Origin of the sequence: Pseudomonas sp. Q12-87, from assembly GCF_001269755.1 — a bacterium.
Taxonomy (GTDB): domain Bacteria; phylum Pseudomonadota; class Gammaproteobacteria; order Pseudomonadales; family Pseudomonadaceae; genus Aquipseudomonas; species Aquipseudomonas fluorescens_S.
Window position 1 is genome coordinate 51,753 of the sequence record NZ_LHVI01000024.1, and the last position, 20,168, is coordinate 71,920.

Below are 20,168 nucleotides of genomic sequence, written 5' to 3' on the forward strand. Positions count from 1 at the left end.
ATCTCCTTGTCTGCTCGCAACCTACCTCACCGATAAGGGGTTTGTGTAGGGAAGGATGGCTCATTTGTGCATTGGGTCATCCCAAAATGGCCGAACCACTTCTTGCTCCACGTCGGCACGACTGACGCCGATGTCCTTGAGCGCCTCATCGCTCATACCGGCAAGTAATTCGCGTTCATGGTGCAATTCGTACCAGCGACTAAACTTGTGCAACAGGGCGCTGACCGAGAAGCCGTGGGAGAGTTTTTCTATCAGTAGATAACCTTTCTGACCTTTCATCGTGATGTCCTCCGTTGGGGATGGCTCAAGTCTCGCGCTAACGCTAAGATCAATCCAACGAATGTTTCTTATGCAATACATCTCGGAGATTGATCAATTGTCGAGTTACCCGAGCATCGATACCGAAGTGCTGCGCACCTTTGTCGCCATCGCGGACCAGGGCGGCTTCACCCGTGCCGGTGAATTGGTCAACCGCACGCAATCGGCCGTCAGCATGCAGATGAAGCGGTTGGAAGAAGATGTATTGCAGCGGCGCTTGTTCGAGCGTGACGGACGCCAAGTCAAGCTCACCGCCGAAGGCCAAGTGTTGCTGGGTTACGCCCGACGGATCCTCAAGCTGCACAGCGAGGTGTTCAATACCCTGCGCGAACCCCACATGGTCGGCACGGTGCGCATCGGCACGCCGGACGACTATGTGATGCGGTTCCTGCCGGGGATCCTGCAGCGCTTCGCCCAGTTCTATCCGTTGATCGAAATCGAAGTGCATTGCGAATCGTCCAAGCAGTTATTACTGCGCCAGGACCTGGACCTGTCCATTGTCACCCGCAAACCGGGGGACGAAATCGGCCAGTTGCTGCGCAAGGAACGTTTTGTCTGGGCCGAAGCGGCCTGCTTCAACGTCCATGAACAAACGCCGCTGCCGCTGGCGATGTTCAACAGTGACTGTTTCTGTCGGCAATGGGCCTGCAACGCGCTGGATGCCATGGGCCGCGATTATCGAGTGGCCTACAACAGCTCGAGCCTGTCGGCCCTCATGGCGGTAGTGGGCGCGGGCCTGGCGATCACCGCGCAACTTGAAAGCCTGCTGACCTCGGACATGCGTGTACTGGGCGAGGCCGAGGACCTGCCGGAACTGCCCGAGGCCAGCATCATGCTGATCCGCAACTTGCACAATCCGTCGCCGATCACCGAGTGCCTGGCCGAGCACATCGTCGAAGGCTTCAAACTTTAAGGGCGAGCAGCACCGCGCAGAGCACCAGGAACCCGCAGAACAGCCCGCGCAACAGACGCTCCGGCAAGGCGTGGGCGACCTTCACTCCCCAACTGATACTCAGCAGACCACCAACGGCCAGCGGCAGGCCGATGCTCCAGTCCACCTCATGGTGATAAGCGTAAGTGGCAAGGGTCACGCCGGTACTGGGCAAGGCCAGCGCCAGGGACAACCCTTGGGCAACCACCTGGGTGGTGCCGAACAGGCTGGTCAGGATTGGCGTCGCGACGACAGCTCCGCCGACACCGAACAGGCCCCCCATGGTGCCCGAGGCTGCCCCCAGCACACCGAGCCACGGCCAGCCATGACGCATCTCTGCCGAAGCCGGCGCGGTGGCGGCGAACATTCGGATGAAATTATAGGCAGTCAGGGCGATCAGGAACGCCACGAAACCGATGCGCATGTTTTGCGCATCAATGCCTACGGCCCAGATCGAGCCCAGCCAGGCAAAGCAAAACCCCATCGACGCGAGCGGCAGCACATGGCGCAACTCGATGCGATTACGCTGATGATAACGCCATAGCGCGAGCATCACATTGGGGACCACCATTACCAGGGCCGTGCCTTGGGCCTGTTGCTGGTCAAGGCCGAACCAGACGCCCAGCACCGGAATGGCAATCAGCCCGCCACCAATCCCGAACAATCCCCCCAAGGTGCCCAAAGCGGCACCGAACAATATAAAAATCGCAAACTCGAACACAGACCACTCCCCCTTTATCAGGGTGCTTATCCTACGCAGTCAGCGCCGGCGGGGAAACGGAGCATCGGGTCAGATCGTCCGAATTATCTAGCGCATTAAACATTCGTCCGCTAGATTTGTACCAATCATTGATTGAAGGTTCTGCCATGAGTACCCAGCGCAACACCCCCGAAGCTTGCGAAGCCCTGTTGCTCGACAACCAGGTCTGTTTTGCCCTGCACTCCACATCATTGCTGATGACCAAGGTCTACAAACCGCTGCTCCAGGCCCTGGGCCTGACGTATCCGCAATACCTGGCGATGATGGTGTTGTGGGAAAAGGACGGCTTGACGGTTGGAGAAATCAGCACGCGCCTGCTCACCGACCCCGGCTCGCTGACGCCGTTACTCAAGCGCCTGGAGGCCGAAGGCCTGTTGAGCCGCACCCGCAGCCGTGAAGACGAACGCGTGGTGATTGTCGAATTGACCGAACAAGGCCGCGCCCTGCAAGAAAAGGCCCTGGACATTCCTCAATGCATCCTCGCCGCCAGCGGCCAGACCCTGGAGCAGTTGAAGAAGCTGCAACTTGACCTGCAAGCGCTGCGTGGGCATTTGCAGGAAAGCCTCTGACTGTCCCGTGTTCTGGCGAACTTGTTCGCGAACACAGCGGTACATCCAATATCCCCGCCAACTGCCCCTCCGCTATCGCGAGCAAGCTCACTCCCGCAGGGTTGCTGGATGACGCGACCCTGCAAATACCCGTCAGCCAATGTAGGAGCGAGCTTGCTCGCGATAGCGGCTGCCCTTGCCTGCCTATCCTCGGTACAAACTTCGTTAGCATCATGAAACCCCTCTAGCCAGGGGCCTACACGCCTCTTCAGCTTATATATCAGCAATTTTTCGAAAATTTAGCTTGCGCGCAAAACATTAGCGCTATACATTCGCCTCACACCTACTTAGCGCGCAAACATTTAGCGCGAAACACCTACCCTGAAGCGAGGCTCTCATCATGCAAACTCTCAACACCGCAATCTCAACCTCCACCGGCGACCGTGATGGTCGTGCCATCTCCAGCGACAACATCCTCGACGTCAAGCTGACCACCCCAACTGTTTGACCAACCCGCACCTGACCCCGAACATCAAGGAGATATACATGAACACGCTCAGCAAAGCTTTGACCGGTACCCTTCTCGCCCTCAGCGTCGGCAGCGCTTTCGCCGACGACCTCGTGGAGCACAACACCCAGGCGTTTCTCGATGCCCTGAATGCCGGCACCGGCAAGCCTCTGGAACAGCTGTCGCCCAAGGATGCCCGCGCCGTACTGGTCGGGGCCCAGGCAGGGGTAAAACTGTCCTTGCCCAAGGCGGATGTCAGCGAGAAAACCATCCAGGTCGATGGCCAGCCGATCAACTTGACCATCGTGCGTCCGGCCGGGGTCAAGGGCGAATTGCCCGTGTTCATGTTCTTCCACGGCGGTGGCTGGGTGTTGGGGGACTTCCCGACCCACGAACGGCTGGTTCGGGATCTGGTGGCAGGCTCGGGGGCTGTCGCGGTATTCGTCAACTACACGCCTTCACCCGAGGCGCACTACCCGGTGGCGATCAACCAAGCTTACGCCGCAACGAAGTGGGTCGCCGAACATGGTAAGCAGATCAACGTCGACGGCAAGCGCCTGGCCGTTGCGGGCAACAGCGTCGGCGGCAACATGGCGGCGGTCGTGGCACTGATGGCCAAGGACAAAGGTACGCCGGCGATCCGCTTCCAGGCGCTGTTGTGGCCGGTGACTGATGCGAGCTTCGAGACCGCGTCCTACAACCAGTTCGCCGAAGGGCACTTCCTCAGCAAGAACATGATGAAGTGGTTCTGGGACAACTACACCACCGACGCCGGACAGCGCAACGAGATCTATGCGTCTCCGCTGCGGGCCACCACTGCGCAGCTCAAGGGCCTGCCGCCCGCGCTGGTACAGACCGCCGAGGCCGATGTGCTGCGTGATGAAGGCGAAGCCTACGCCCGCAAACTCGACGCAGCCGGTGTGCCTGTCACAGCCGTGCGCTACAACGGCATGATCCATGACTATGGTCTGCTCAATGTGGTGAGCCAGGTGCCAGCGGTGCGTTCGGCCATGTTGCAGGCGTCCGAAGAGCTCAAGCAACATTTGAAATGATGGTGTCAGGCACAGCCTTTGCGGTGAGGAAGCTGCTGGGCAAGCCCTGAAATAAAAAAGCCCGACTCAAAGGTCGGGCTTTTTTCATACACAAGGCTTCGCTTATTTAGCGCGGCCTTTGTAGGAGCCGCCTTCGCGGGTATCGATCTCGATCATGTCGCCGATTTCGATGAAGTCAGCTACCGACAGCTCGGTACCGTTCTTCAGTTTGGCCGGCTTCATCACCTTGCCGGAAGTGTCGCCGCGAGCCGAACCTTCGGTGTAGTCAACCTGACGCACGATGGTGGTCGGCAGTTCTACGGAAACCAGGCGCTCTTCGAAGAACACCGCTTCGCAGACGTCGGTCATGCCTTCTTCGATGAACGGCAGAACGGCCTCGATGTCTTCGGCGTTCAGCTCGTACATGGTGTAGTCAGTGGTGTCCATGAACGTGTAGGTGTCGCCGCTGATGAAGGACAGGGTCACTTCCTTGCGGTCGAGGATCACGTCATCCAGTTTGTCGTCGGCGCTGTAGACGATCTCGGTCTTGTAACCGGTCAGCAGGTTCTTCAGCTTGGTCTTCATGATCGCGCTGTTACGACCCGACTTGGTGAACTCAGCTTTCTGAACCAGCCAAGGATCGTTTTCGAGACGGATCACGGTCCCGGGTTTCAGTTCTTTACCAGTTTTCATTGCGAATATCCGAATTTGGATGGGATTTACAAAAATCTAGGCCGCGTATCATATCCAATTTACATAAAACTTCACCAGCGCCGCGGCAAGATCGGGTCGCGAGGCCTGTTCCAGACACCACGCCTGGGCATGTTCGGCCAGTTCCCGGTGCTGTTCGCGGGCGGCTTTCCAGTGCTCGGTCATGTCCTGGCCGGCATTCCAGGCGCGCCAGAGACCGTTGATCGCCTTTTGCGTCGCCTCCGGCAGTCCGTGGGTATACAGCCTGAGGAACGCCTCGAGTTTTTCCAGGTGGACGTCTTCCTCCTGCTGGTAGATGTGCCAGAGCAGTGGTCGGCCAGCCCACTGGGCGCGGACGAAGGAGTCTTCGCCACGCACGGCATTGAAATCGCAGCACCACAGAAGCTGATCGTATTGATCCTGCCGGACGAATGGCAGCACCTGAACGGTCAGGCGGCCACGTCGATGCACCGCTCCCGCTTTCAGGCCATCCACACCAAGCCAACGCCCAACATCGCCCAGCACCCGCCCTTCGGGAACCAGCACATGAAAGGCCTGGACATCGGCGGCCATGGCGTCGAACCAGCTGGCAAGCCCGGCGTTCTCGTAGGCAAAAAGCGAGATCAGGCAAGTATCCGGCGCCCGAACGACGCCCAATCCTTGCAGGAACATGCGTTGCGCCTCGGCATCCTGCTGGAATCGCTGACGACGTTCCAGCAGCCCCGCCTCGCGCAACAGGCCCCCTGTCCCCGGCTGGAAGCCTGGAAAAAAGAAATACTTCTGCACGTGTTTGTATTTGACCGACGGTAAGCCGTGGCAACCGATGACCCAGTCCTCAGCACTCAGATAGTCGAGGTTCATCCACAATGGCGCGGGTTGCCGTTCAGTCATCGCGTCCATGTAGGCACTCGGCAACTGGCAGGCGAATGCGGCGATCACCACATCGGCGGCCTCGGTGGACGGCCAGACTTGGGGCCAGTGACGCACGTTTACGCCCTGCTGCCACTGCTCGGAAAGGGTGATGTCGATTTCCGGGCACAGCCGTTCGAAGGCTCGCAAGTCGTCGACCCATAGCCGCACGGCGCATCCATGCTCGGCCACCAACTGACGCGCCAGGCGCCAGGTAACGCCAATGTCGCCAAAGTTATCGACGACGGTGCAAAAAATATCCCAGCGCACGGTCATTTCCGACTCCTTGTGGCAAAGGCCTGATTGTCCCGAATAACATGATCATGCAGAAGAGCCGACGGCGATTATTCTTCATGCGACAATCATCGCCATCCCATGACTCTGCCAGGAAGCAGCCATGCCTGATCACCCGCCAGCCCCGCGCCTCTCAGCCTTGCAACTGACATTCAGCATTGCCCTGGGCCTGTGGCTGGGGTTCCTCGCCATCGTCCTCACCGGCTGGCTGCTATCGAGATGGTTCCTCGCTGACCAACTGGCTCCGGTGGCTGCGGCCGTCCATCAGCTGGCACAACCGTCGGCGGTGCAACCGGCACCGGAGCCGCCGGCGCCAATGTTCGAGCAGTACCAGCAGAACCTGCAAAGGAACGAGCAGCGCCAGGCGCTGGAACAGGTGCGCAGTAATCCGCGCAACCTGTCCAACCCCAAGTGCCAGTTCTGGCTGCAACAGGACCAGAACGCGCCCAGCGACAAGAGCCGGGCCAATGTCCTGCAATTCTGCGAATAAACCATGAACAAACAGACCGTCCACCAATTGATTCTCGACAAGCTCAAGATTGATCTCGACATTGCCGAGCGCGCGGCGCAAACCGCGTACGAAACCGCGACCCACGAAGAAAACATCGCCGAGAACAAGTACGACACCCTTGGCCTGGAGGCGTCATACCTCGCCGCCGGGCAAGCCAGGCGCGTGGAAGAGATCCGTCAGGCGCTCGCCCTGTGCCAAGCCCTGCCGCTCAGGCCCTACGACGCGCAGCGCGGCATTACGGTCGGCACGCTGATAGGCCTGGAAGATGAGGATAGCCGCCAGCAATGGCTGTTCCTGGCTCCGGATGCGGCGGGGTTGAAAGTTTCGCTGGTAGGGCAACCGATCACGGTCATCACCCCTCGCTCGCCGCTGGGCCGGGGCCTGCTGGGCAAGTTCGAAGGGGATGAGGTGGAGATCGTGGTGGCGGGCGCCCGGCAACAGTTCGCTGTCACCGAGGCGATCTAGCAGGCTGGGACTTAGTGCACCGGAAGTTCGACACCGTCGAACAACTCTTCGAGTTCCTGCTTGTTGTGGCACTGGATGGCCTTGGCCATGACTTCGCGGGTCAGGTGCGGCGCGAATTTCTCGATGAAATCGCACATGAAACCACGCAGGAAGGTGCCGCGGCGGAAGCCGATCTTGGTCACGCTGGATTCGAACAGTTCGCTGGCATCCAGCACCACCAGGTCATTGTCGAGCTTGGTATCGACCGCCATTTTCGCCACGATGCCTACCCCCAGGCCGAGACGCACGTAAGTCTTGATCACGTCTGCGTCGGCGGCGGTGAACACCACTTTCGGGGTCAGGCCACGGTGGCTGAAGGCCTCGTCGAGCTTCGATCGGCCGGTGAAACCGAAGACGTAGGTCACGATCGGGTATTCGGCCAGGGCTTCGAGGGTCAGCTTCGGCAGCTTGGTCAACGGATGGCCCTGGGGCACGACGACGCAGCGGTTCCAGCGATAGCACGGCATCATCACCAGGTCCCCGAACAACTCCAGGGCCTCGGTGGCGATGGCGAAATCCACGGTGCCGTCAGCGGCCATCTCGGCGATCTGCATCGGCGAGCCCTGGTGCATGTGCAGCGCCACGTCCGGGTATTGCTTGATGAAATTGCTGATCACCGGAGGCAGCGCATACCGTGCCTGGGTGTGGGTGGTGGCGATCGACAGGGTGCCCTTTTTCTCGTTGGAGAACTCCTGGGCGATCTGCTTGATGCTTTCGACTTTGCGCAGGATCTCGCCAGCCGTGGTGATGATCCGCTCCCCGGCCGGAGTCACGCGAGTCAGGTGCTTGCCGCTGCGGGCGAAGACTTCCACGCCCAGTTCGTCTTCCAATAGACGGATCTGCTTGCTGATGCCGGGTTGCGACGTATAAAGGCTTTGGGCAGTAGCGGAAACGTTGAGGTCGTGGTGCGCCACTTCCCAGATGTAGCGCAGTTGTTGAAGCTTCATATGTATCCCTCAAAGCAGTTGGACGCCACGGGCATCAGCGACGGTATATAACTATATGGAAGGTTATGACAATAAATCTAGAACTTTTTATAAAAAGCCATCATTTAGCCTCACGCCTCTCCCTGGCGTCGACGTTGCATCAGCGGCACCAGATAGACTGGCACACGGGATAACTGCAATACCCGTGCAGCGGTCCGACCCAAGGGGGTCTCGCCGCTTGCCCCTTGGCAATGACTGCCTACGATCAGCAAATCGACGGAGAGTTTCGCCGCCTGCTCCAGAATGACCTGGGAAGGATCACCCTGGTAAACCCTGACCGATTTGATCAGCTTCAAGTCCTGCTGCCCCTCTCCCAGCTCCTCACGAAAGCTGTCGAGCACTCGCTGCTCGATATTGGCCATTACCGTATTCAGACCCTGGCGATGAAATTCGTTCAGCGCCTGCTCGTCGAGATAACTCTGCAACACCGATTCGGCGAACAGCCCCATCGGTTCTACCGCATGCACCACATACAACTCGGCTTCAAACGTCCGTGCCAACGCCAAGGCATGCTGCATCACATAAGGGGCGTAAAGTCCCAGGTCTGTGGCGTACAGCATCGAACGAATCATGTGACCTCCTCGCGTGCCAAGATGGCGGAGATTGATTCAGCTTAGCAGTGCCTTGGAGAGTGCGGCGTGCGGTGTAACGTCCCGAACCACGGGCACTAAGGCTTGACTTCGTTACTGATGCCATGGGGCACATGACCGGTGGCGACCACCTCGCGAGCCAGTTCGCAATGACCGGTCTGGTCGTCGAAAAAAACGTCGGCGGCGAACGCTTCAAGGAAGGCTGATTTGGTCAGGCCGCCGAGAAACAAAGACTCGTCCAGACGGATATCCCATTCACGCAGCGTCCGGATCACCCGCTCATGGGCCGGAGCCGAACGGGCCGTGACCAGCGCCGTGCGAATGGGGCAGGCGTCCTCGGGAAACTCGCGCTGCAACGCATTGAGCGCCGCAAGGAAGCCCTTGAATGGCCCGCCTCGCAGCGGTTCGCGAGCCGCCTGACGCTCGCTGGCCTGGAACGCTTCCAGGCCGCCGGCCTGATAGACACGCTCCGATTCATCGGAAAACAGCACCGCATCGCCATCGAAGGCAATGCGCAGTTCCTCGCTGGCGGCGCGGCTGGCCCCACCCGACAAGATAGTCGCCGCGGCAAACCCCGCGTCCAAGGCACTGCGCACGTCTTCAGCATGGGTGGACAAAAACAGGTCGCAGCCGAACGCCTTGAGGTAGGGATAAGGACTGCGACCGCCGACGAACGCTGCCCGCGAGATCGCCAGGCCGTAATGGTGAATCGAGTTGAAAACGCGAAGGCCGGTGTCGGCGCTGTTGCGCGAAACCAGGATCACCTCGACCCGGGCACGCCCCAGGTGCTCGTTGAGGTTCAACAGTTTTTGCACCAGGGCGAACGCATCCCCGGGCGCCAGGACTTCGTCTTCGTGCTCGATCTGGTACTGCCGATAGGCTTCGACACCACTCGACAGATACACCTTGTGGCTTTCACTCAGGTCGAACAAAGCCCGCGACGAAATCGCCAGCACCAGTTTGTCGTCGATGTTATTTGCCATGTCGCTCCCCCTTCGTCGGCTCAGCGGTTACGCCGATCCATGAACGCCAGCGTCTGATACAAGGCTTCGATCTTAGGCAGTTCGCACCCCGCCGCTTTCGCTGCCGCCAACGGCCGACCGTAAATTGCCTCCAGTTCCAATGGGCGTCGGTGGGCGTAGTCGTGATGCATGCTCGGCCAGTAGTCGGGCATCTTCTCGGTCATGCTGAACAGGTACTCGGCGTAGCCCGGCGCGATGTGATGGCCGCAGGCTTGCGCACCGCATACCACCTCGCCCATCAGCGCCTGGATCAAGCCGCGACTGTCGACATCAGCCATCAACGGCGTGGTACTGGCGCCCAGCAGGACTGACAGACCGTTGTACGGCACGTTCCACACCAGTTTCTGCCAGCGGGCCTGTTGCAGGTCAGGCATCGCCTGGGAATCGATACCGGCGGTACGAAACAATGTCGTCGCCTCTTCGACAATCGCCATGCGTTCCGCCTGGTCGCTACCAGGTCCACTGTGATAACCGATATTGACCGCGCCGAGAGCCTGGTGGGCGACGACCCCAGGGCCGACGCGGTGCACGCAGACCAGGCACAGGCCGCCGAGCAGATGCAGCGAATCGGGGAGCAAAGGTCGCAGATCGTCTTCGACATCGAGGCCATTTTGCAGCAGCAGGACTCTCGCCCCCTTGGCACCGGCCTGGATGATGGCCGGGGCCAGGTCGGCGTTGCTGGTGGTCTTGGCACCGACCAGCAACCAGTCACAGGGCGGCATATCGGCCGCCGAGCGATATGCCTGGACCGGGTTGAGGGTCAGCGCGCCGTGCACCGCGCTGTCGACCTGCAAGCCGTGTTCGGCCACCGCACCGAACTCGCTGCGCAGCAAAAAGTGCACGTCATAACCGGCACGTGCCAGCATCACCCCATAGAATCCGCCGATCGCACCGGTGCCGATCATTCCGATCCGCGGTTTAGCGCCTGCCTGCATCTTTGCAACTCCTCTGGTAAACGGCCCTGCACACTATCAGCGTGAGCGGCATGGCATGCAATCTCCATTACATCCGCTAACGAATCTGTTGCAGGCCCGCCTCGAAGGCTTCTTACCCAGCCAATAGGGCATTAAACCCGACCTTGCCCATTGTCGAGCGGCCTCGTAACGCGATAAGGTTCGGCTCCCCGGCGCGCTTAATATCCGCTGTGCACCGCCGCGCGGGGATCGCTGGCGGCCGGCACCCGTGACCTGACGAGTAACACGATGGCTGATTTACCGATCAATGACCTTAACGTCGCCTCCAACGAGACCCTCATCACGCCTGACCAACTCAAGCGTGATATCCCCCTGAGCGACGCTGCCCTGCGCACCGTGACCAAAGGCCGGGAAGTCATCCGCAACATTCTCGACGGCACCGATCATCGCCTGTTCGTGGTCATCGGGCCCTGCTCGATCCATGACATCAAGGCCGCCCACGAATACGCCGAGCGCCTGAAAGTCCTGGCTGCGGAAGTGTCCGACACCTTGTACCTGGTGATGCGGGTGTATTTCGAGAAGCCTCGGACCACAGTCGGCTGGAAAGGCCTGATCAACGACCCGTACCTGGATGACTCCTTCAAGATCCAGGATGGCCTGCACATCGGTCGGCAGTTGCTGCTGGACCTGGCGGAAATGGGGCTGCCCACCGCCACCGAAGCCCTGGACCCGATCTCCCCGCAATACTTGCAGGACCTGATCAGTTGGTCGGCCATCGGTGCGCGCACCACCGAATCCCAGACCCACCGCGAGATGGCTTCCGGCCTGTCCTCGGCCGTAGGCTTCAAGAACGGCACCGATGGCGGCCTTACCGTGGCGATCAACGCCCTGCAATCGGTTTCCAGCCCCCACCGCTTCCTAGGTATCAACCAGGAAGGCGGCGTGTCGATCGTGACCACCAAGGGCAACGCCTACGGCCACGTGGTACTGCGCGGTGGCAACGGCAAGCCGAACTACGATTCGGTCAGCGTCGCGCTGTGTGAACAGGCACTGAACAAGGCGAAGATCAAGCCGAACATCATGGTCGACTGCAGCCACGCCAACTCCAACAAGGACCCAGCGCTGCAGCCGCTGGTGATGGAAAACGTCGCCAACCAGATCCTGGAAGGCAACCAGTCGATCATCGGCCTGATGGTCGAAAGCCACTTGAACTGGGGCTGCCAGGCGATCCCGAAAGACCTCGCCGATTTGCAGTACGGCGTTTCCATCACCGATGCCTGCATCGACTGGAGCGCTACCGAGAACACCCTGCGCAGCATGCACGCCAAGCTCAAGGATGTACTGCCGAAGCGCCAGCGCATCTGATCGGCCCGCTTTAGCTCACAAAAAAACACCGCATAAAAAAACGCCGGGCTCTTCAGCCCGGCGTTTTTTATGGGAAATCGTTTTTTTCAGAGCTTCGCCGCATGCCTCTGGTGACGCTCCATGTAGCGCTCCACGTAGGAACAGGACGGGATCACCGTGTAGCCCATTTCCTCGGCGTATTGCAGCGCCCGTTCTGTCAGCGCCGCCGCAATGCCCCTGCCGCGCAAGGCGTTGGGCACGAAGGTGCGATAGATATCCAGGGTCTGCTTGCCCAGGTCCATATAGGTCAGATACGCACGATGACCGTCCACATTGGTCTCGAACTGATGACCAGCCTGGTCATGGTGGATGGACAACGCCTCGCTCATCACTACTCCTCGCGGGTCTGAATGCTGACCCCTACCTTACCGATGTTTTTCCGGCGAAGGAACAACTACGCCACCCCGTGCCTTCCTGGTCACCGAGCGCCAAAACCGAACCGCTCAAACCCGAGCACGTCGTGAATAGTAGGCACCAATGACGCAAATGCTCAAGGCACGCCTGTCATCGAAGGGGTAAACCTCGTCGGGTTTATCGATTGAGCGCCATCGTCGCGCTGTAATCGGTCACGGTGCAATAGCTGAACATCGCCAGTTGTTGAGTCTTGAGACGAGCGTGCGCAGTTAAAGTCACCGCCCAATACCAATAAAGATGCTTGGGCGCCTGCGCAAAAAATGAACAAAAGTATAGGTTAATCAATAAGCAACGACGTTAGCGCAAGCCGAAAGAGTTCAACCGCTAACGGAACTTTTTTTCAGCCGCGCGCTCCAGTCAGGGGCTTGACGCTGTGTTTTTTTTCAACGACCCAACAGAAAAGTTGCTCGAAAAAGAATCACCGCCTACAATTTTTTTGCTTCTTGCGCTACGTCAGTTTACTTACTACAAGTAATGGGTAGTATGTACGCCGGCTAACTCCCCAGTCTGGGGAGCAGTCCACAATAGAAAGTCCTTGAAGGGGAACACGATGAACAACGTTCTGAAATTCTCTGCTCTGGCCCTGGCCGCAGTTCTGGCTACCGGTTGCAGCAGCGCATCCAAAGAAACCGAAGCACGTCTGACTGCTACCGAAGACGCAGCAGCTCGCTCCCAGGCTCGTGCAGACGAAGCCTACCGTAAAGCTGATGAAGCTCTGGCTGCTGCTCAAAAAGCACAACAGACTGCTGACGAAGCTAACGAGCGTGCTCTGCGCATGCTGGAAAAAGCTAGCCGCAAGTAATAGTCCCTCGGGATTGTTATCGAGCCGACCCATCGTTGGGTCGGCTTTTTATTGCCCGGTGTTTTCCAGGCAATAAAAAACCCGCCGGCATTGTGAAACGCCGGCGGGTTGCTTCAGGTTCTCTTATTGCTGCAGGTCGATCGGTGCACTCGACACCATCGGTGCCGACGTATTCGGCACGGCGACTTCTACCGGCAGGCCATCTTCGGCAGCCACGACGTCCCGCACCACATCCCAGTTCATGCGCTGATTGCTGGTGATGTCCTCACGCTTGAGCATCGCATTGATCACAGCGGTGTGCTTGTCCACCACCGACGGGTTGCCCTTGTCGTCCAGCGGCGTATGAGCTTCCAGATACACCTTGCCGCCGCTCACGCCCAGCTTGTACGGGTCGTTGATAATCCGCACCGACGTCCCCACCGGCACCATGCCGGCCATTTCCAGGACGTTGTTGTTGAACATCCGGAAGCAACCGTGGCTGGTACGCATGCCGATGCCGAACTTCTTGTTCGAACCATGGATCAGATAGCCCGGCGTACCCAGGGTGAACTTGAACGGCCCCAGCGGGTTATCGGGACCGGCCGGCACCACATTTGGCAGCGGGTCACCGTCGGCAGCATGTTCGGCCTTGATCGAGGCTGGTGGGGTCCAGGTCGGGTTTGGCGTCTTGGCGATGATGCTGGTATGGGCGATTGGCGAACCCCAGCCCTCACGACCAATCCCCAGCGGGAAGGTGTAGACCACGTTCCGGCCTTTGGGGAAGTAGTAGAGGCGGTATTCGGCAAGGTTGATCACGATGCCCTCCCGCGGACCTGGCGGCAGGATGAAGCGGGTCGGCAGCACGATTTCAGTACCTGCGCCCGGCAACCAGGGATCGACCCCCGGGTTGGCGGCGACCATCTCGCTGTAACCCAGGTCATAGGTGGTGCCCAGGTCAGCGAAGGTGTCTTCGTATTTGGCCTTGATCACCTGCACCTGGCCGACAATGTCTTCACCCGGCGGTGGCAAAGGCAGCTCCAATGCGGCAACGGGCCCCGCCATACACAGGGCGGCAAGTGACAGGCAGCGGGCGACGGCAGGCAAGCGCGGCAACATCCGGGAAATCCTTCGCAGATCGAACAAGGGTATGAAAACGGCGATTGTACACTGCCGCCCATTAATTCGGGGAGGTTGGCAATGAGCGTCCGATATGCAGCATTACTTCTGGCGCCCACAAGATTGGCTCCCACCACAGAAGTCATCCTTCGGAGTTGGGCAATTACAACTCGAACCGTAGCTCAGGCCAGATCGGCGACGTGCCACGCTTCTGGGATTCCAGGATCGCCCGGCACAATGAGCACAGGCGATGGTCCTGGAAAATCTTGCGATCAACCCCTGACCAGCGCGGCTGTGCCGGGAGCAGGCTGCCACAGAGGGTCCGATCGGCCGAGCCGCCAAGCTCCAGTTGGCGTGTCACCAGATGCACCCGCACTTCCTGGCAGGCGAATAGGTCCAACTGCTCGTCAGGCTCGATCAGTTGGTAGGCAAACAAAGACCAGGCGGGACGCGGCATCGGGGGCTCCAAATCGGGGGCGCCACATTAGCCGAAAGCCCGCCTGTAGAAAAGCGTCAAAGCAGCGGTTTCAGCGTCGGCCAGACATTTTCCAGCAACTTGCCCTGGGCGGCGACGGACGGGTGCAATCCGTCGCCCTGCATCATCCCCTCTACGCCACCGATATCCTTGAGAAAAAACGGTACCAACGGCACTTTCTTCTCCTCGGCCAGGGTGCTGTAGACCCGGGCAAAGGCATCGGTGTAGCGCCGTCCGTAATTGGGCGGCAGTTGCATGCCCAGCAGCAGCACCTTCGCACCGCTGGCGCGGGAGCTGTCGATCATCGCTGCAAGGTTTTGTTGCAATTGCGTTGGCGGCTGTCCGCGCAAGCCATCGTTGCCGCCAAGCTCGAGGATCACCAGGTCCGGCTTATGGGCCGCAAGCAGCGCTGGCAGCCGCGCCTGGCCTCCTGCGCTGGTATCGCCACTGATGGAGGCATTGACCACTTTATCGTCAAAACCCTCGGCCTTGAGCCGTTGTTCGAGCAAAGACACCCAGCCTTGCCGGGTATCCAGGCCGAAAGCCGCGCTGATACTATCGCCAACGATCAGGACTGTACCCGCCGCTGCGCTCTGGGCCATGCACATCAAGGCCAGGCCAGCACTCAAAAACCACACACGCATCGGATTCTCCATGGGCTCAAGCATTCTCACCGCGACGGACCTTAGCAAAGTGGTTACCAGCGCGGAAGGTGAACTGACCATCCTGCACGAACTCAGCCTGGAACTGAACAAAGGCGAAAGCCTGGCCATCGTCGGCGCGTCCGGCTCCGGGAAATCCACCTTGCTGGGCCTGTTGGCCGGCCTCGACCTGCCCAGCAGTGGTGAAGTGACCCTCGCCGGGCAGGCCCTCAGCACCCTGGACGAAGACCAGCGGGCCCGAATCCGTGCCGAACATGTCGGTTTTGTCTTCCAGTCGTTCCAGTTGCTCGACAGCCTCAACGCGTTGGAAAACGTCATGCTGCCGCTGGAGCTGGACGGTCGCAAGGATGCCCGCGAACGCGCCACGCAACTGCTCCAGCGCGTCGGCCTGGGCCAGCGCCTGGCCCACTCGCCCCGCCAGCTCTCGGGCGGCGAACAGCAACGCGTGGCCATCGCCCGCGCCTTTGCCGCCGAACCCGACGTGCTGTTTGCCGACGAACCCACCGGCAACCTCGACAGCCACACTGGCGAACGCATCAGCGACCTTCTGTTCGAGTTGAACAAGGAACGCGGCACGACCCTGGTGCTGGTCACCCATGATGAACGCCTGGCCCATCGCTGCCGGCGCCTGATCCGCCTTGAAGCCGGCCAGATGGTCGCCCCCCTGGAGCCTTGATGGCACGCTTGCCGCTGTTGCGCCTGTTCAGTCTCGCTGTCCGCCAATTGCTGCGCGATGCCCGCGCCGGCGAATTGCGGGTATTGTTTTTTGCCTTGCTGGTGGCCGTGGCGGCGAGTACCGCCATCGGTTATTTCGGCGCCCGTCTCAATGGCGCCATGATGATGCGCGCCACCGAATTCCTCGGCGCCGACCTGCTGCTCGAAGGCAGCGCGCCCGCCCGTCCGGAGCAGATCCGCAGCGGCACCGAATTGGGCCTGGAGCATGCTCGGGTAGTGGAGTTCTCCAGCGTCGTCGCCACCGATAACGGTATCCAGCTGTCCAGCGTCAAGGCTGCCGACGATCCCTACCCACTGCGCGGCGAACTGAAAAGCGCCCCGGCCCCTTTCGCTCCGGAAGAACCCGGCGGACGTCCGAACCCTGGCGAGGCCTGGGTCGAAGCCCGGCTGTTGACGGCACTGGACCTGGAGATCGGAGACAGCATCGATGTCGGCAACAAGACTTTGCGCCTGGCCCGGGTACTGACCTATGAGCCCGATCGCGCCGGCAACTTCTACAGCCTCACCCCACGGGTGCTGATCAATCTCAAGGACCTGGACGCCACCGGCGTGGTGCAACCCGGCAGCCGCGTCAGTTATCGCGATCTGTGGCGCGGCCCGGCGCCGGCGCTGCAAACCTATCGCGACCTGATCAAGCCGGGCCTCGAGGCCCACCAGCGCTTGCAGGACGCCCGCGATGGCAACCGGCAGATCGGTGGCGCCTTGGGCAAGGCCGAACGCTACCTGAACATGGCCAGCCTGGTAGCGGTGTTGCTGTCCGGCGTCGCCGTTGCACTTTCGGCCAACCGCTTTGCCACCCGACGCTTCGACGCCAGCGCCCTGCTGCGCTGCCTGGGTCTGTCGCGACGGGAAACCATGGTGTTGTTCAGCCTGCAACTGGCGACTCTGGGCCTGCTGGCCAGCATCAGTGGTGCGCTGCTGGGCTGGGTCGCGCAGTTAGGCCTTTTCGCCTTGCTGCACGACCTGCTGCCCACCACCGTACCGGCGGGGGGCCTGTTGCCGGCATTCGCCGGAGTCGGTACCGGGCTGGTGGCGCTGGCGGGGTTCGCCCTGCCACCGCTGGCCGCGCTGGGCCGGGTGCCACCGCTGCGCGTGCTGCGCCGGGACATGCTGCCGATCCCGTCCAGCACGTGGATGGTCTACGGTGCCGCGCTGGCCGCCCTCGGCCTGATCATGTGGCGCCTGAGCCTGGACCTGGTCCTCACCTTCGCGCTGCTGGGGGGCGGTGTCATCGCCGCACTGGTGCTCGGCGGCCTCTTGCTGCTGTTGCTCCAGAGCCTGCGCCGGCTGCTGGCCCGCTCTGCCCTGCCCTGGCGGCTGGGCCTCGGGCAACTGCTGCGCCACCCCCTTGCGGCGGCCGGCCAGGCCCTGGCGTTCGGCCTGATCCTGCTGTCCATGGCGTTGATCGCGCTGTTGCGCGGCGAGTTACTGGACACCTGGCAGAACCAGTTGCCCAAAAATGCCCCGAACTATTTCGCCCTGAACATCCTGCCCAACGACAAGCAGGCCTTCACTGACAAGCTGCTGGCGCTGTCGGCACAATCGGCACCGCTGTACCCCGTAGTGCCAGGGCGGCTCATCAGCATCAACGGCGAACCCGCCACGGAATTTGTCACCAAGGACTCAGCGGGTGACCGGGCCCTCCAACGCGACCTGAGCCTGACCTGGGCGGCCGATCTGCCGGCGGGCAACGTCGTCACCGCCGGGACTTGGTGGCAGCAACAACCGGCGGATGATATTCCCGGGGTTTCGGTGGAAGGCAAAGTGGCTGAAAACCTCAAGATCAAGCTTGGCGACCGTCTGATGTTCAGCGTTGGCGGCGTCAACCGGGAAGCGAAGGTCACCAGCCTGCGGGAGATCAACTGGGATAACTTCCAACCCAACTTCTTCATGATTTTCCAGCCGGGCACGCTGAAGGACCTGCCGGCTACCTACCTCACCAGCTTCTACCTGGCGGCGGGCCACGACCAGCAGATTGTCGACCTGTCCCGGGCCTTCCCGGCAGTGACGATCCTGCAGGTCGAAGCCCTGCTTGAACAACTGCGCAGCATCCTCGCCCAGGTGACCCTGGCCGTTGAATATGTGTTGCTGTTTGTACTGGCGGCAGGAATGGCGGTGCTGTTTTCCGGCCTGCAGGCAACCCTCGACGAGCGGATTCGCCAAGGTGCGCTGCTGCGGGCACTCGGCGCCGGGCGAGCATTGCTGGTGAAGGCGCGGCGTATCGAGTTTGGCCTGCTGGGGGCAGTCAGCGGCTTGCTCGCAGCCCTGGGTTCGGAACTGGTCAGCCTGGTGCTCTACCGCTATGCCTTCGACCTGCCTTGGCATCCGCATCCGTGGCTATTGGCATTACCGTTGGTGGGCGCGCTGCTGATCGGCGCGGCCGGAGTGTTTGGCACTCGTCGAGCGCTCAATGCCAGCCCGCTGACAGTATTGCGCGAGGGTTGATAGACTCCCGGCTTCGCTATCACAAGAAGTTGCCATGAGCCGTTATCGCCCACCCCGCACCGCCGGCACCGCGCTGATCACCCCTGAGGGTGAGGCGCGGATGCGTGCTGAATTCCATGAGCTGTGGCATGTGCGCCGTCCTCAAGTGACCCAGGCGGTCAGCGAGGCAGCGGCCCAGGGCGACCGGTCGGAAAATGCCGAGTACACCTACGGCAAGAAAATGCTGCGGGAAATCGACAGCCGCGTGCGCTTCCTCACCAAGCGCCTCGAGGCGCTCAAGGTGGTCAGCGAAAAACCCAGCGATCCGAACAAGGTTTACTTCGGCGCCTGGGTCACTGTCGAAGACGAAGATGGCAAGGAGTCACGCTACCGCATTGTCGGCCCGGACGAACTGGATTTGAAGCAGAACCTGATCAGTATCGATTCACCATTGGCACGGGCGCTGATCGGCAAGGCCTTGGACGCGGAAGTCAGCGTCCAGACGCCTACCGGAGAAAAGCGGGTCTACATCGTGGATATCACTTACCCGTAATCGGCAGCTTCAGCGGCGAGTAATCAAACCCTGGCGTGCGACACGGGTCAGTTGCCGAATCATCTCGGGAGCGTCCGCCGCACTGGGAGACTGGATAACAGCCAAGTCAAAACTGTCATTGGCAAAACGGGCCAGGGACTCGCCGTCGTCTACGAACTGGATCAGGAAAGCAGCGGGCCCGTGGTTGCGTCGCGGCCAGCCGTCGAGATATCGCAAGAGCGTGGGCTGGTGGGTGCCGCCCAGGAGAATTTTCGGGTTGCGTTGCACAAGGTCCGCCGTGATCGGCGCAAGACGTACGAGGGGGTTGAGTGCATTCATAGTGTCGTGTCTCTGCCTCAAAAGTCTGCATGGCAGGTGAGAGGCAACACCGAACCAGCGCTTTAGCGGTATTTCGAAGCCCTGTTGTTCCGGCTTCTATCGGCAACTGAGATGAGTCACCTGGCGCCCCGCAAGTAGCTGTTTAAATCGGCGCATGGGCGGCATCCTAGAGAAGCTGACCGGCCGGTGTCAAGAATCGCCACACACGAAAAAGGCCCGTACCAGACGGGCCTTCAGCTGAAAATCTGCGATCAGTTGGCGATGGCGCGATCGACCGACAGCTTGCCAGCCCCTTCGATCAGCACGGCAATGCTGCCTGCCAGCAGTGCCAGGGCAAATTCATAACCGTTGTTGGCCATGAACAGGCCGTTGCCGATGTGCACGGAGAAGATCGCCACCAGTGACAGGAAGGCCAGGCCCAGCGCCGCCGGACGGGCCAGCAGGCCGATGATCAGTGCCACCCCGGCGAAGAACTCGGTACCGCCCGCCAGTGTTGCCATCACGTATCCTGGCGTCAGCCCGATGCTTTCCATCCACTGTGCCGTCCCCGCCAAGCCGTAGCCACCGAACAGGCCGAAGAGTTTCTGCGAGCCGTGGGCAGCGAAAATGATCCCGACGACGATGCGCAGGACAGTCAGGCCATAGCCAGCACGGGTAAACAATACTTTGTTGATCAAGGCGCTCATGCAGGGTCATCCAAGTGTGTGGTTGTTGCGGCCATACTAATCGAAATTTTTTGTGCTAACAGCGCAATTATTGCGACATACCAA

The 20,168-nt window shown here is 60.5% G+C and carries 24 protein-coding genes and 1 pseudogene; 11 read left to right on the forward strand and 14 right to left on the reverse strand.

Going from position 1 to position 20,168, the window contains the following annotated elements:
* Positions 1 to 60: 60 nt before the first annotated feature.
* Complete coding sequence (locus AD663_RS18580; RefSeq protein WP_003183751.1) at positions 61 to 279, reverse strand: DUF1127 domain-containing protein; 219 nt, start codon at positions 277 to 279, stop codon at positions 61 to 63.
* 97 nt (positions 280 to 376) lie between these two features.
* On the opposite strand from AD663_RS18580, the gene AD663_RS18585 reads away from it, so the two are divergent.
* Positions 377 to 1,231 carry a LysR substrate-binding domain-containing protein gene (locus AD663_RS18585; RefSeq protein ID WP_172680617.1) on the forward strand — a complete coding sequence of 285 codons (855 nt, stop codon included), beginning with the start codon at positions 377 to 379 and terminating at the stop codon, positions 1,229 to 1,231.
* Here AD663_RS18585 and AD663_RS18590 read toward each other — a convergent pair.
* Positions 1,221 to 1,970: a sulfite exporter TauE/SafE family protein gene (locus AD663_RS18590; protein ID WP_003183756.1), complete on the reverse strand. Its 750-nt coding sequence runs from the start codon at positions 1,968 to 1,970 to the stop codon at positions 1,221 to 1,223. The genes AD663_RS18585 and AD663_RS18590 overlap by 11 nt on opposite strands.
* Positions 1,971 to 2,116: 146 nt before the next feature.
* Between AD663_RS18590 and AD663_RS18595 the strand changes: the two genes are divergently transcribed.
* The 3 genes and pseudogenes from AD663_RS18595 (at position 2,117) to AD663_RS18600 (ending at position 4,117) form a co-directional block, all read left to right on the forward strand.
* Positions 2,117 to 2,578, forward strand: a complete 462-nt coding sequence (locus AD663_RS18595; protein WP_053214321.1) for a MarR family winged helix-turn-helix transcriptional regulator — start codon at positions 2,117 to 2,119, stop codon at positions 2,576 to 2,578.
* A 379-nt stretch (positions 2,579 to 2,957) separates the two neighbouring features.
* Positions 2,958 to 3,056 (forward strand): annotated as a pseudogene (locus AD663_RS28535) (organic hydroperoxide resistance protein); the annotation flags it as partial.
* A gap of 47 nt (positions 3,057 to 3,103) precedes the next feature.
* Positions 3,104 to 4,117: an alpha/beta hydrolase gene (locus AD663_RS18600; protein ID WP_003183760.1), complete on the forward strand. Its 1,014-nt coding sequence runs from the start codon at positions 3,104 to 3,106 to the stop codon at positions 4,115 to 4,117.
* A gap of 102 nt (positions 4,118 to 4,219) precedes the next feature.
* On the opposite strand, the gene AD663_RS18605 is transcribed toward AD663_RS18600, so the two are convergent.
* Together AD663_RS18605 and earP are read right to left on the reverse strand one after the other, a co-directional pair.
* Positions 4,220 to 4,789: an elongation factor P gene (locus AD663_RS18605; RefSeq protein ID WP_003183761.1), complete on the reverse strand. Its 570-nt coding sequence runs from the start codon at positions 4,787 to 4,789 to the stop codon at positions 4,220 to 4,222.
* Between the two features lie 48 nt (positions 4,790 to 4,837).
* Entirely contained in the window at positions 4,838 to 5,971 is a 1,134-nt protein-coding gene (gene earP, locus AD663_RS18610; RefSeq protein WP_003183763.1) for an elongation factor P maturation arginine rhamnosyltransferase EarP, read from the reverse strand.
* A gap of 121 nt (positions 5,972 to 6,092) precedes the next feature.
* Between earP and AD663_RS18615 the strand changes: the two genes are divergently transcribed.
* Both AD663_RS18615 and AD663_RS18620 read left to right on the forward strand, forming a co-directional pair.
* Complete coding sequence (locus tag AD663_RS18615) at positions 6,093 to 6,479, forward strand: hypothetical protein (RefSeq protein ID WP_003183764.1); 387 nt, start codon at positions 6,093 to 6,095, stop codon at positions 6,477 to 6,479.
* Between the two features lie 3 nt (positions 6,480 to 6,482).
* Positions 6,483 to 6,965, forward strand: a complete 483-nt coding sequence (locus AD663_RS18620) for a GreA/GreB family elongation factor (protein ID WP_003183767.1) — start codon at positions 6,483 to 6,485, stop codon at positions 6,963 to 6,965.
* 11 nt (positions 6,966 to 6,976) lie between these two features.
* Here the strand turns inward: AD663_RS18620 and cysB are convergent, their stop codons facing one another.
* The 4 genes from cysB to AD663_RS18640 all read right to left on the reverse strand — a co-directional run bounded on the left by cysB (position 6,977) and on the right by AD663_RS18640 (position 10,537).
* Positions 6,977 to 7,951, reverse strand: coding sequence for an HTH-type transcriptional regulator CysB (gene cysB, locus AD663_RS18625; protein ID WP_003183769.1), 975 nt, complete (start codon positions 7,949 to 7,951; stop codon positions 6,977 to 6,979).
* Between the two features lie 110 nt (positions 7,952 to 8,061).
* Positions 8,062 to 8,562 (reverse strand): universal stress protein, encoded by a 501-nt coding sequence (locus AD663_RS18630; protein WP_003183771.1) that lies wholly within the window; start codon positions 8,560 to 8,562, stop codon positions 8,062 to 8,064.
* Positions 8,563 to 8,657: 95 nt separating this feature from the next.
* Positions 8,658 to 9,563, reverse strand: coding sequence for a 5'-nucleotidase (locus AD663_RS18635; protein WP_003183773.1), 906 nt, complete (start codon positions 9,561 to 9,563; stop codon positions 8,658 to 8,660).
* Positions 9,564 to 9,583: 20 nt separating this feature from the next.
* On the reverse strand, positions 9,584 to 10,537 hold the full coding sequence (locus tag AD663_RS18640; RefSeq protein WP_053214322.1) for a putative 2-dehydropantoate 2-reductase: 954 nt from the start codon (positions 10,535 to 10,537) through the stop codon (positions 9,584 to 9,586).
* Positions 10,538 to 10,804: 267 nt separating this feature from the next.
* Between AD663_RS18640 and AD663_RS18645 the strand changes: the two genes are divergently transcribed.
* A complete protein-coding gene (locus tag AD663_RS18645) occupies positions 10,805 to 11,881 on the forward strand; it encodes a 3-deoxy-7-phosphoheptulonate synthase (protein ID WP_053214323.1) in 1,077 nt (358 codons plus the stop codon).
* Positions 11,882 to 11,967: 86 nt separating this feature from the next.
* On the opposite strand, the gene AD663_RS18650 is transcribed toward AD663_RS18645, so the two are convergent.
* Positions 11,968 to 12,249 carry a GNAT family N-acetyltransferase gene (locus tag AD663_RS18650; RefSeq protein ID WP_003183779.1) on the reverse strand — a complete coding sequence of 94 codons (282 nt, stop codon included), beginning with the start codon at positions 12,247 to 12,249 and terminating at the stop codon, positions 11,968 to 11,970.
* Positions 12,250 to 12,884: 635 nt separating this feature from the next.
* Here AD663_RS18650 and oprI point away from each other — a divergent pair.
* Positions 12,885 to 13,136: an outer membrane lipoprotei OprI gene (gene oprI / locus AD663_RS18655; protein ID WP_003183784.1), complete on the forward strand. Its 252-nt coding sequence runs from the start codon at positions 12,885 to 12,887 to the stop codon at positions 13,134 to 13,136.
* 123 nt (positions 13,137 to 13,259) lie between these two features.
* On the opposite strand, the gene AD663_RS18660 is transcribed toward oprI, so the two are convergent.
* The 3 genes from AD663_RS18660 to AD663_RS18670 form a co-directional block, all read right to left on the reverse strand.
* On the reverse strand, positions 13,260 to 14,231 hold the full coding sequence (locus tag AD663_RS18660) for a L,D-transpeptidase family protein (RefSeq protein ID WP_003183786.1): 972 nt from the start codon (positions 14,229 to 14,231) through the stop codon (positions 13,260 to 13,262).
* A gap of 163 nt (positions 14,232 to 14,394) precedes the next feature.
* Positions 14,395 to 14,688 carry a hypothetical protein gene (locus tag AD663_RS18665; RefSeq protein ID WP_003183788.1) on the reverse strand — a complete coding sequence of 98 codons (294 nt, stop codon included), beginning with the start codon at positions 14,686 to 14,688 and terminating at the stop codon, positions 14,395 to 14,397.
* A gap of 56 nt (positions 14,689 to 14,744) precedes the next feature.
* Complete coding sequence (locus AD663_RS18670; RefSeq protein ID WP_003183790.1) at positions 14,745 to 15,350, reverse strand: arylesterase; 606 nt, start codon at positions 15,348 to 15,350, stop codon at positions 14,745 to 14,747.
* Positions 15,351 to 15,360: 10 nt separating this feature from the next.
* On the opposite strand from AD663_RS18670, the gene AD663_RS18675 reads away from it, so the two are divergent.
* From AD663_RS18675 to greB, 3 genes are read left to right on the forward strand one after another with little or no spacing between them, the layout of a single operon-like run.
* On the forward strand, positions 15,361 to 16,044 hold the full coding sequence (locus tag AD663_RS18675; protein ID WP_053214324.1) for an ABC transporter ATP-binding protein: 684 nt from the start codon (positions 15,361 to 15,363) through the stop codon (positions 16,042 to 16,044).
* On the forward strand, positions 16,044 to 18,548 hold the full coding sequence (locus AD663_RS18680; RefSeq protein WP_053214325.1) for an ABC transporter permease: 2,505 nt from the start codon (positions 16,044 to 16,046) through the stop codon (positions 18,546 to 18,548). The genes AD663_RS18675 and AD663_RS18680 overlap by 1 nt, the downstream gene beginning before the upstream one ends.
* 34 nt (positions 18,549 to 18,582) lie before the next feature.
* Positions 18,583 to 19,080, forward strand: a complete 498-nt coding sequence (gene greB / locus AD663_RS18685; protein ID WP_003183796.1) for a transcription elongation factor GreB — start codon at positions 18,583 to 18,585, stop codon at positions 19,078 to 19,080.
* Between the two features lie 9 nt (positions 19,081 to 19,089).
* On the opposite strand, the gene AD663_RS18690 is transcribed toward greB, so the two are convergent.
* Both AD663_RS18690 and AD663_RS18695 read right to left on the reverse strand, forming a co-directional pair.
* The gene (locus tag AD663_RS18690; RefSeq protein WP_053214326.1) at positions 19,090 to 19,398 is read right to left on the reverse strand and encodes a hypothetical protein; all 309 of its coding nucleotides are present in this window, start codon (positions 19,396 to 19,398) and stop codon (positions 19,090 to 19,092) included.
* A gap of 251 nt (positions 19,399 to 19,649) precedes the next feature.
* Positions 19,650 to 20,084 carry a DoxX family protein gene (locus tag AD663_RS18695; protein WP_003183801.1) on the reverse strand — a complete coding sequence of 145 codons (435 nt, stop codon included), beginning with the start codon at positions 20,082 to 20,084 and terminating at the stop codon, positions 19,650 to 19,652.
* Positions 20,085 to 20,168: the final 84 nt, after the last annotated feature.

Coding starts and splice junctions, on each gene's coding strand:
- AD663_RS18580 (WP_003183751.1), bottom strand. CDS start 279: ATGAAAGGTCAGAAAGGTTATCTACTGATAGAAAAACTCTCCCACGGC.
- AD663_RS18595 (WP_053214321.1), top strand. CDS start 2,117: ATGAGTACCCAGCGCAACACCCCCGAAGCTTGCGAAGCCCTGTTGCTC.
- AD663_RS18600 (WP_003183760.1), top strand. CDS start 3,104: ATGAACACGCTCAGCAAAGCTTTGACCGGTACCCTTCTCGCCCTCAGC.
- AD663_RS18605 (WP_003183761.1), bottom strand. CDS start 4,789: ATGAAAACTGGTAAAGAACTGAAACCCGGGACCGTGATCCGTCTCGAA.
- earP (WP_003183763.1), bottom strand. CDS start 5,971: ATGACCGTGCGCTGGGATATTTTTTGCACCGTCGTCGATAACTTTGGC.
- AD663_RS18615 (WP_003183764.1), top strand. CDS start 6,093: ATGCCTGATCACCCGCCAGCCCCGCGCCTCTCAGCCTTGCAACTGACA.
- AD663_RS18620 (WP_003183767.1), top strand. CDS start 6,483: ATGAACAAACAGACCGTCCACCAATTGATTCTCGACAAGCTCAAGATT.
- cysB (WP_003183769.1), bottom strand. CDS start 7,951: ATGAAGCTTCAACAACTGCGCTACATCTGGGAAGTGGCGCACCACGAC.
- AD663_RS18630 (WP_003183771.1), bottom strand. CDS start 8,562: ATGATTCGTTCGATGCTGTACGCCACAGACCTGGGACTTTACGCCCCT.
- AD663_RS18635 (WP_003183773.1), bottom strand. CDS start 9,563: ATGGCAAATAACATCGACGACAAACTGGTGCTGGCGATTTCGTCGCGG.
- AD663_RS18640 (WP_053214322.1), bottom strand. CDS start 10,537: ATGCAGGCAGGCGCTAAACCGCGGATCGGAATGATCGGCACCGGTGCG.
- AD663_RS18645 (WP_053214323.1), top strand. CDS start 10,805: ATGGCTGATTTACCGATCAATGACCTTAACGTCGCCTCCAACGAGACC.
- AD663_RS18650 (WP_003183779.1), bottom strand. CDS start 12,249: ATGAGCGAGGCGTTGTCCATCCACCATGACCAGGCTGGTCATCAGTTC.
- oprI (WP_003183784.1), top strand. CDS start 12,885: ATGAACAACGTTCTGAAATTCTCTGCTCTGGCCCTGGCCGCAGTTCTG.
- AD663_RS18660 (WP_003183786.1), bottom strand. CDS start 14,231: ATGTTGCCGCGCTTGCCTGCCGTCGCCCGCTGCCTGTCACTTGCCGCC.
- AD663_RS18665 (WP_003183788.1), bottom strand. CDS start 14,688: ATGCCGCGTCCCGCCTGGTCTTTGTTTGCCTACCAACTGATCGAGCCT.
- AD663_RS18670 (WP_003183790.1), bottom strand. CDS start 15,350: ATGCGTGTGTGGTTTTTGAGTGCTGGCCTGGCCTTGATGTGCATGGCC.
- AD663_RS18675 (WP_053214324.1), top strand. CDS start 15,361: ATGGGCTCAAGCATTCTCACCGCGACGGACCTTAGCAAAGTGGTTACC.
- AD663_RS18680 (WP_053214325.1), top strand. CDS start 16,044: ATGGCACGCTTGCCGCTGTTGCGCCTGTTCAGTCTCGCTGTCCGCCAA.
- greB (WP_003183796.1), top strand. CDS start 18,583: ATGAGCCGTTATCGCCCACCCCGCACCGCCGGCACCGCGCTGATCACC.
- AD663_RS18690 (WP_053214326.1), bottom strand. CDS start 19,398: ATGAATGCACTCAACCCCCTCGTACGTCTTGCGCCGATCACGGCGGAC.
- AD663_RS18695 (WP_003183801.1), bottom strand. CDS start 20,084: ATGAGCGCCTTGATCAACAAAGTATTGTTTACCCGTGCTGGCTATGGC.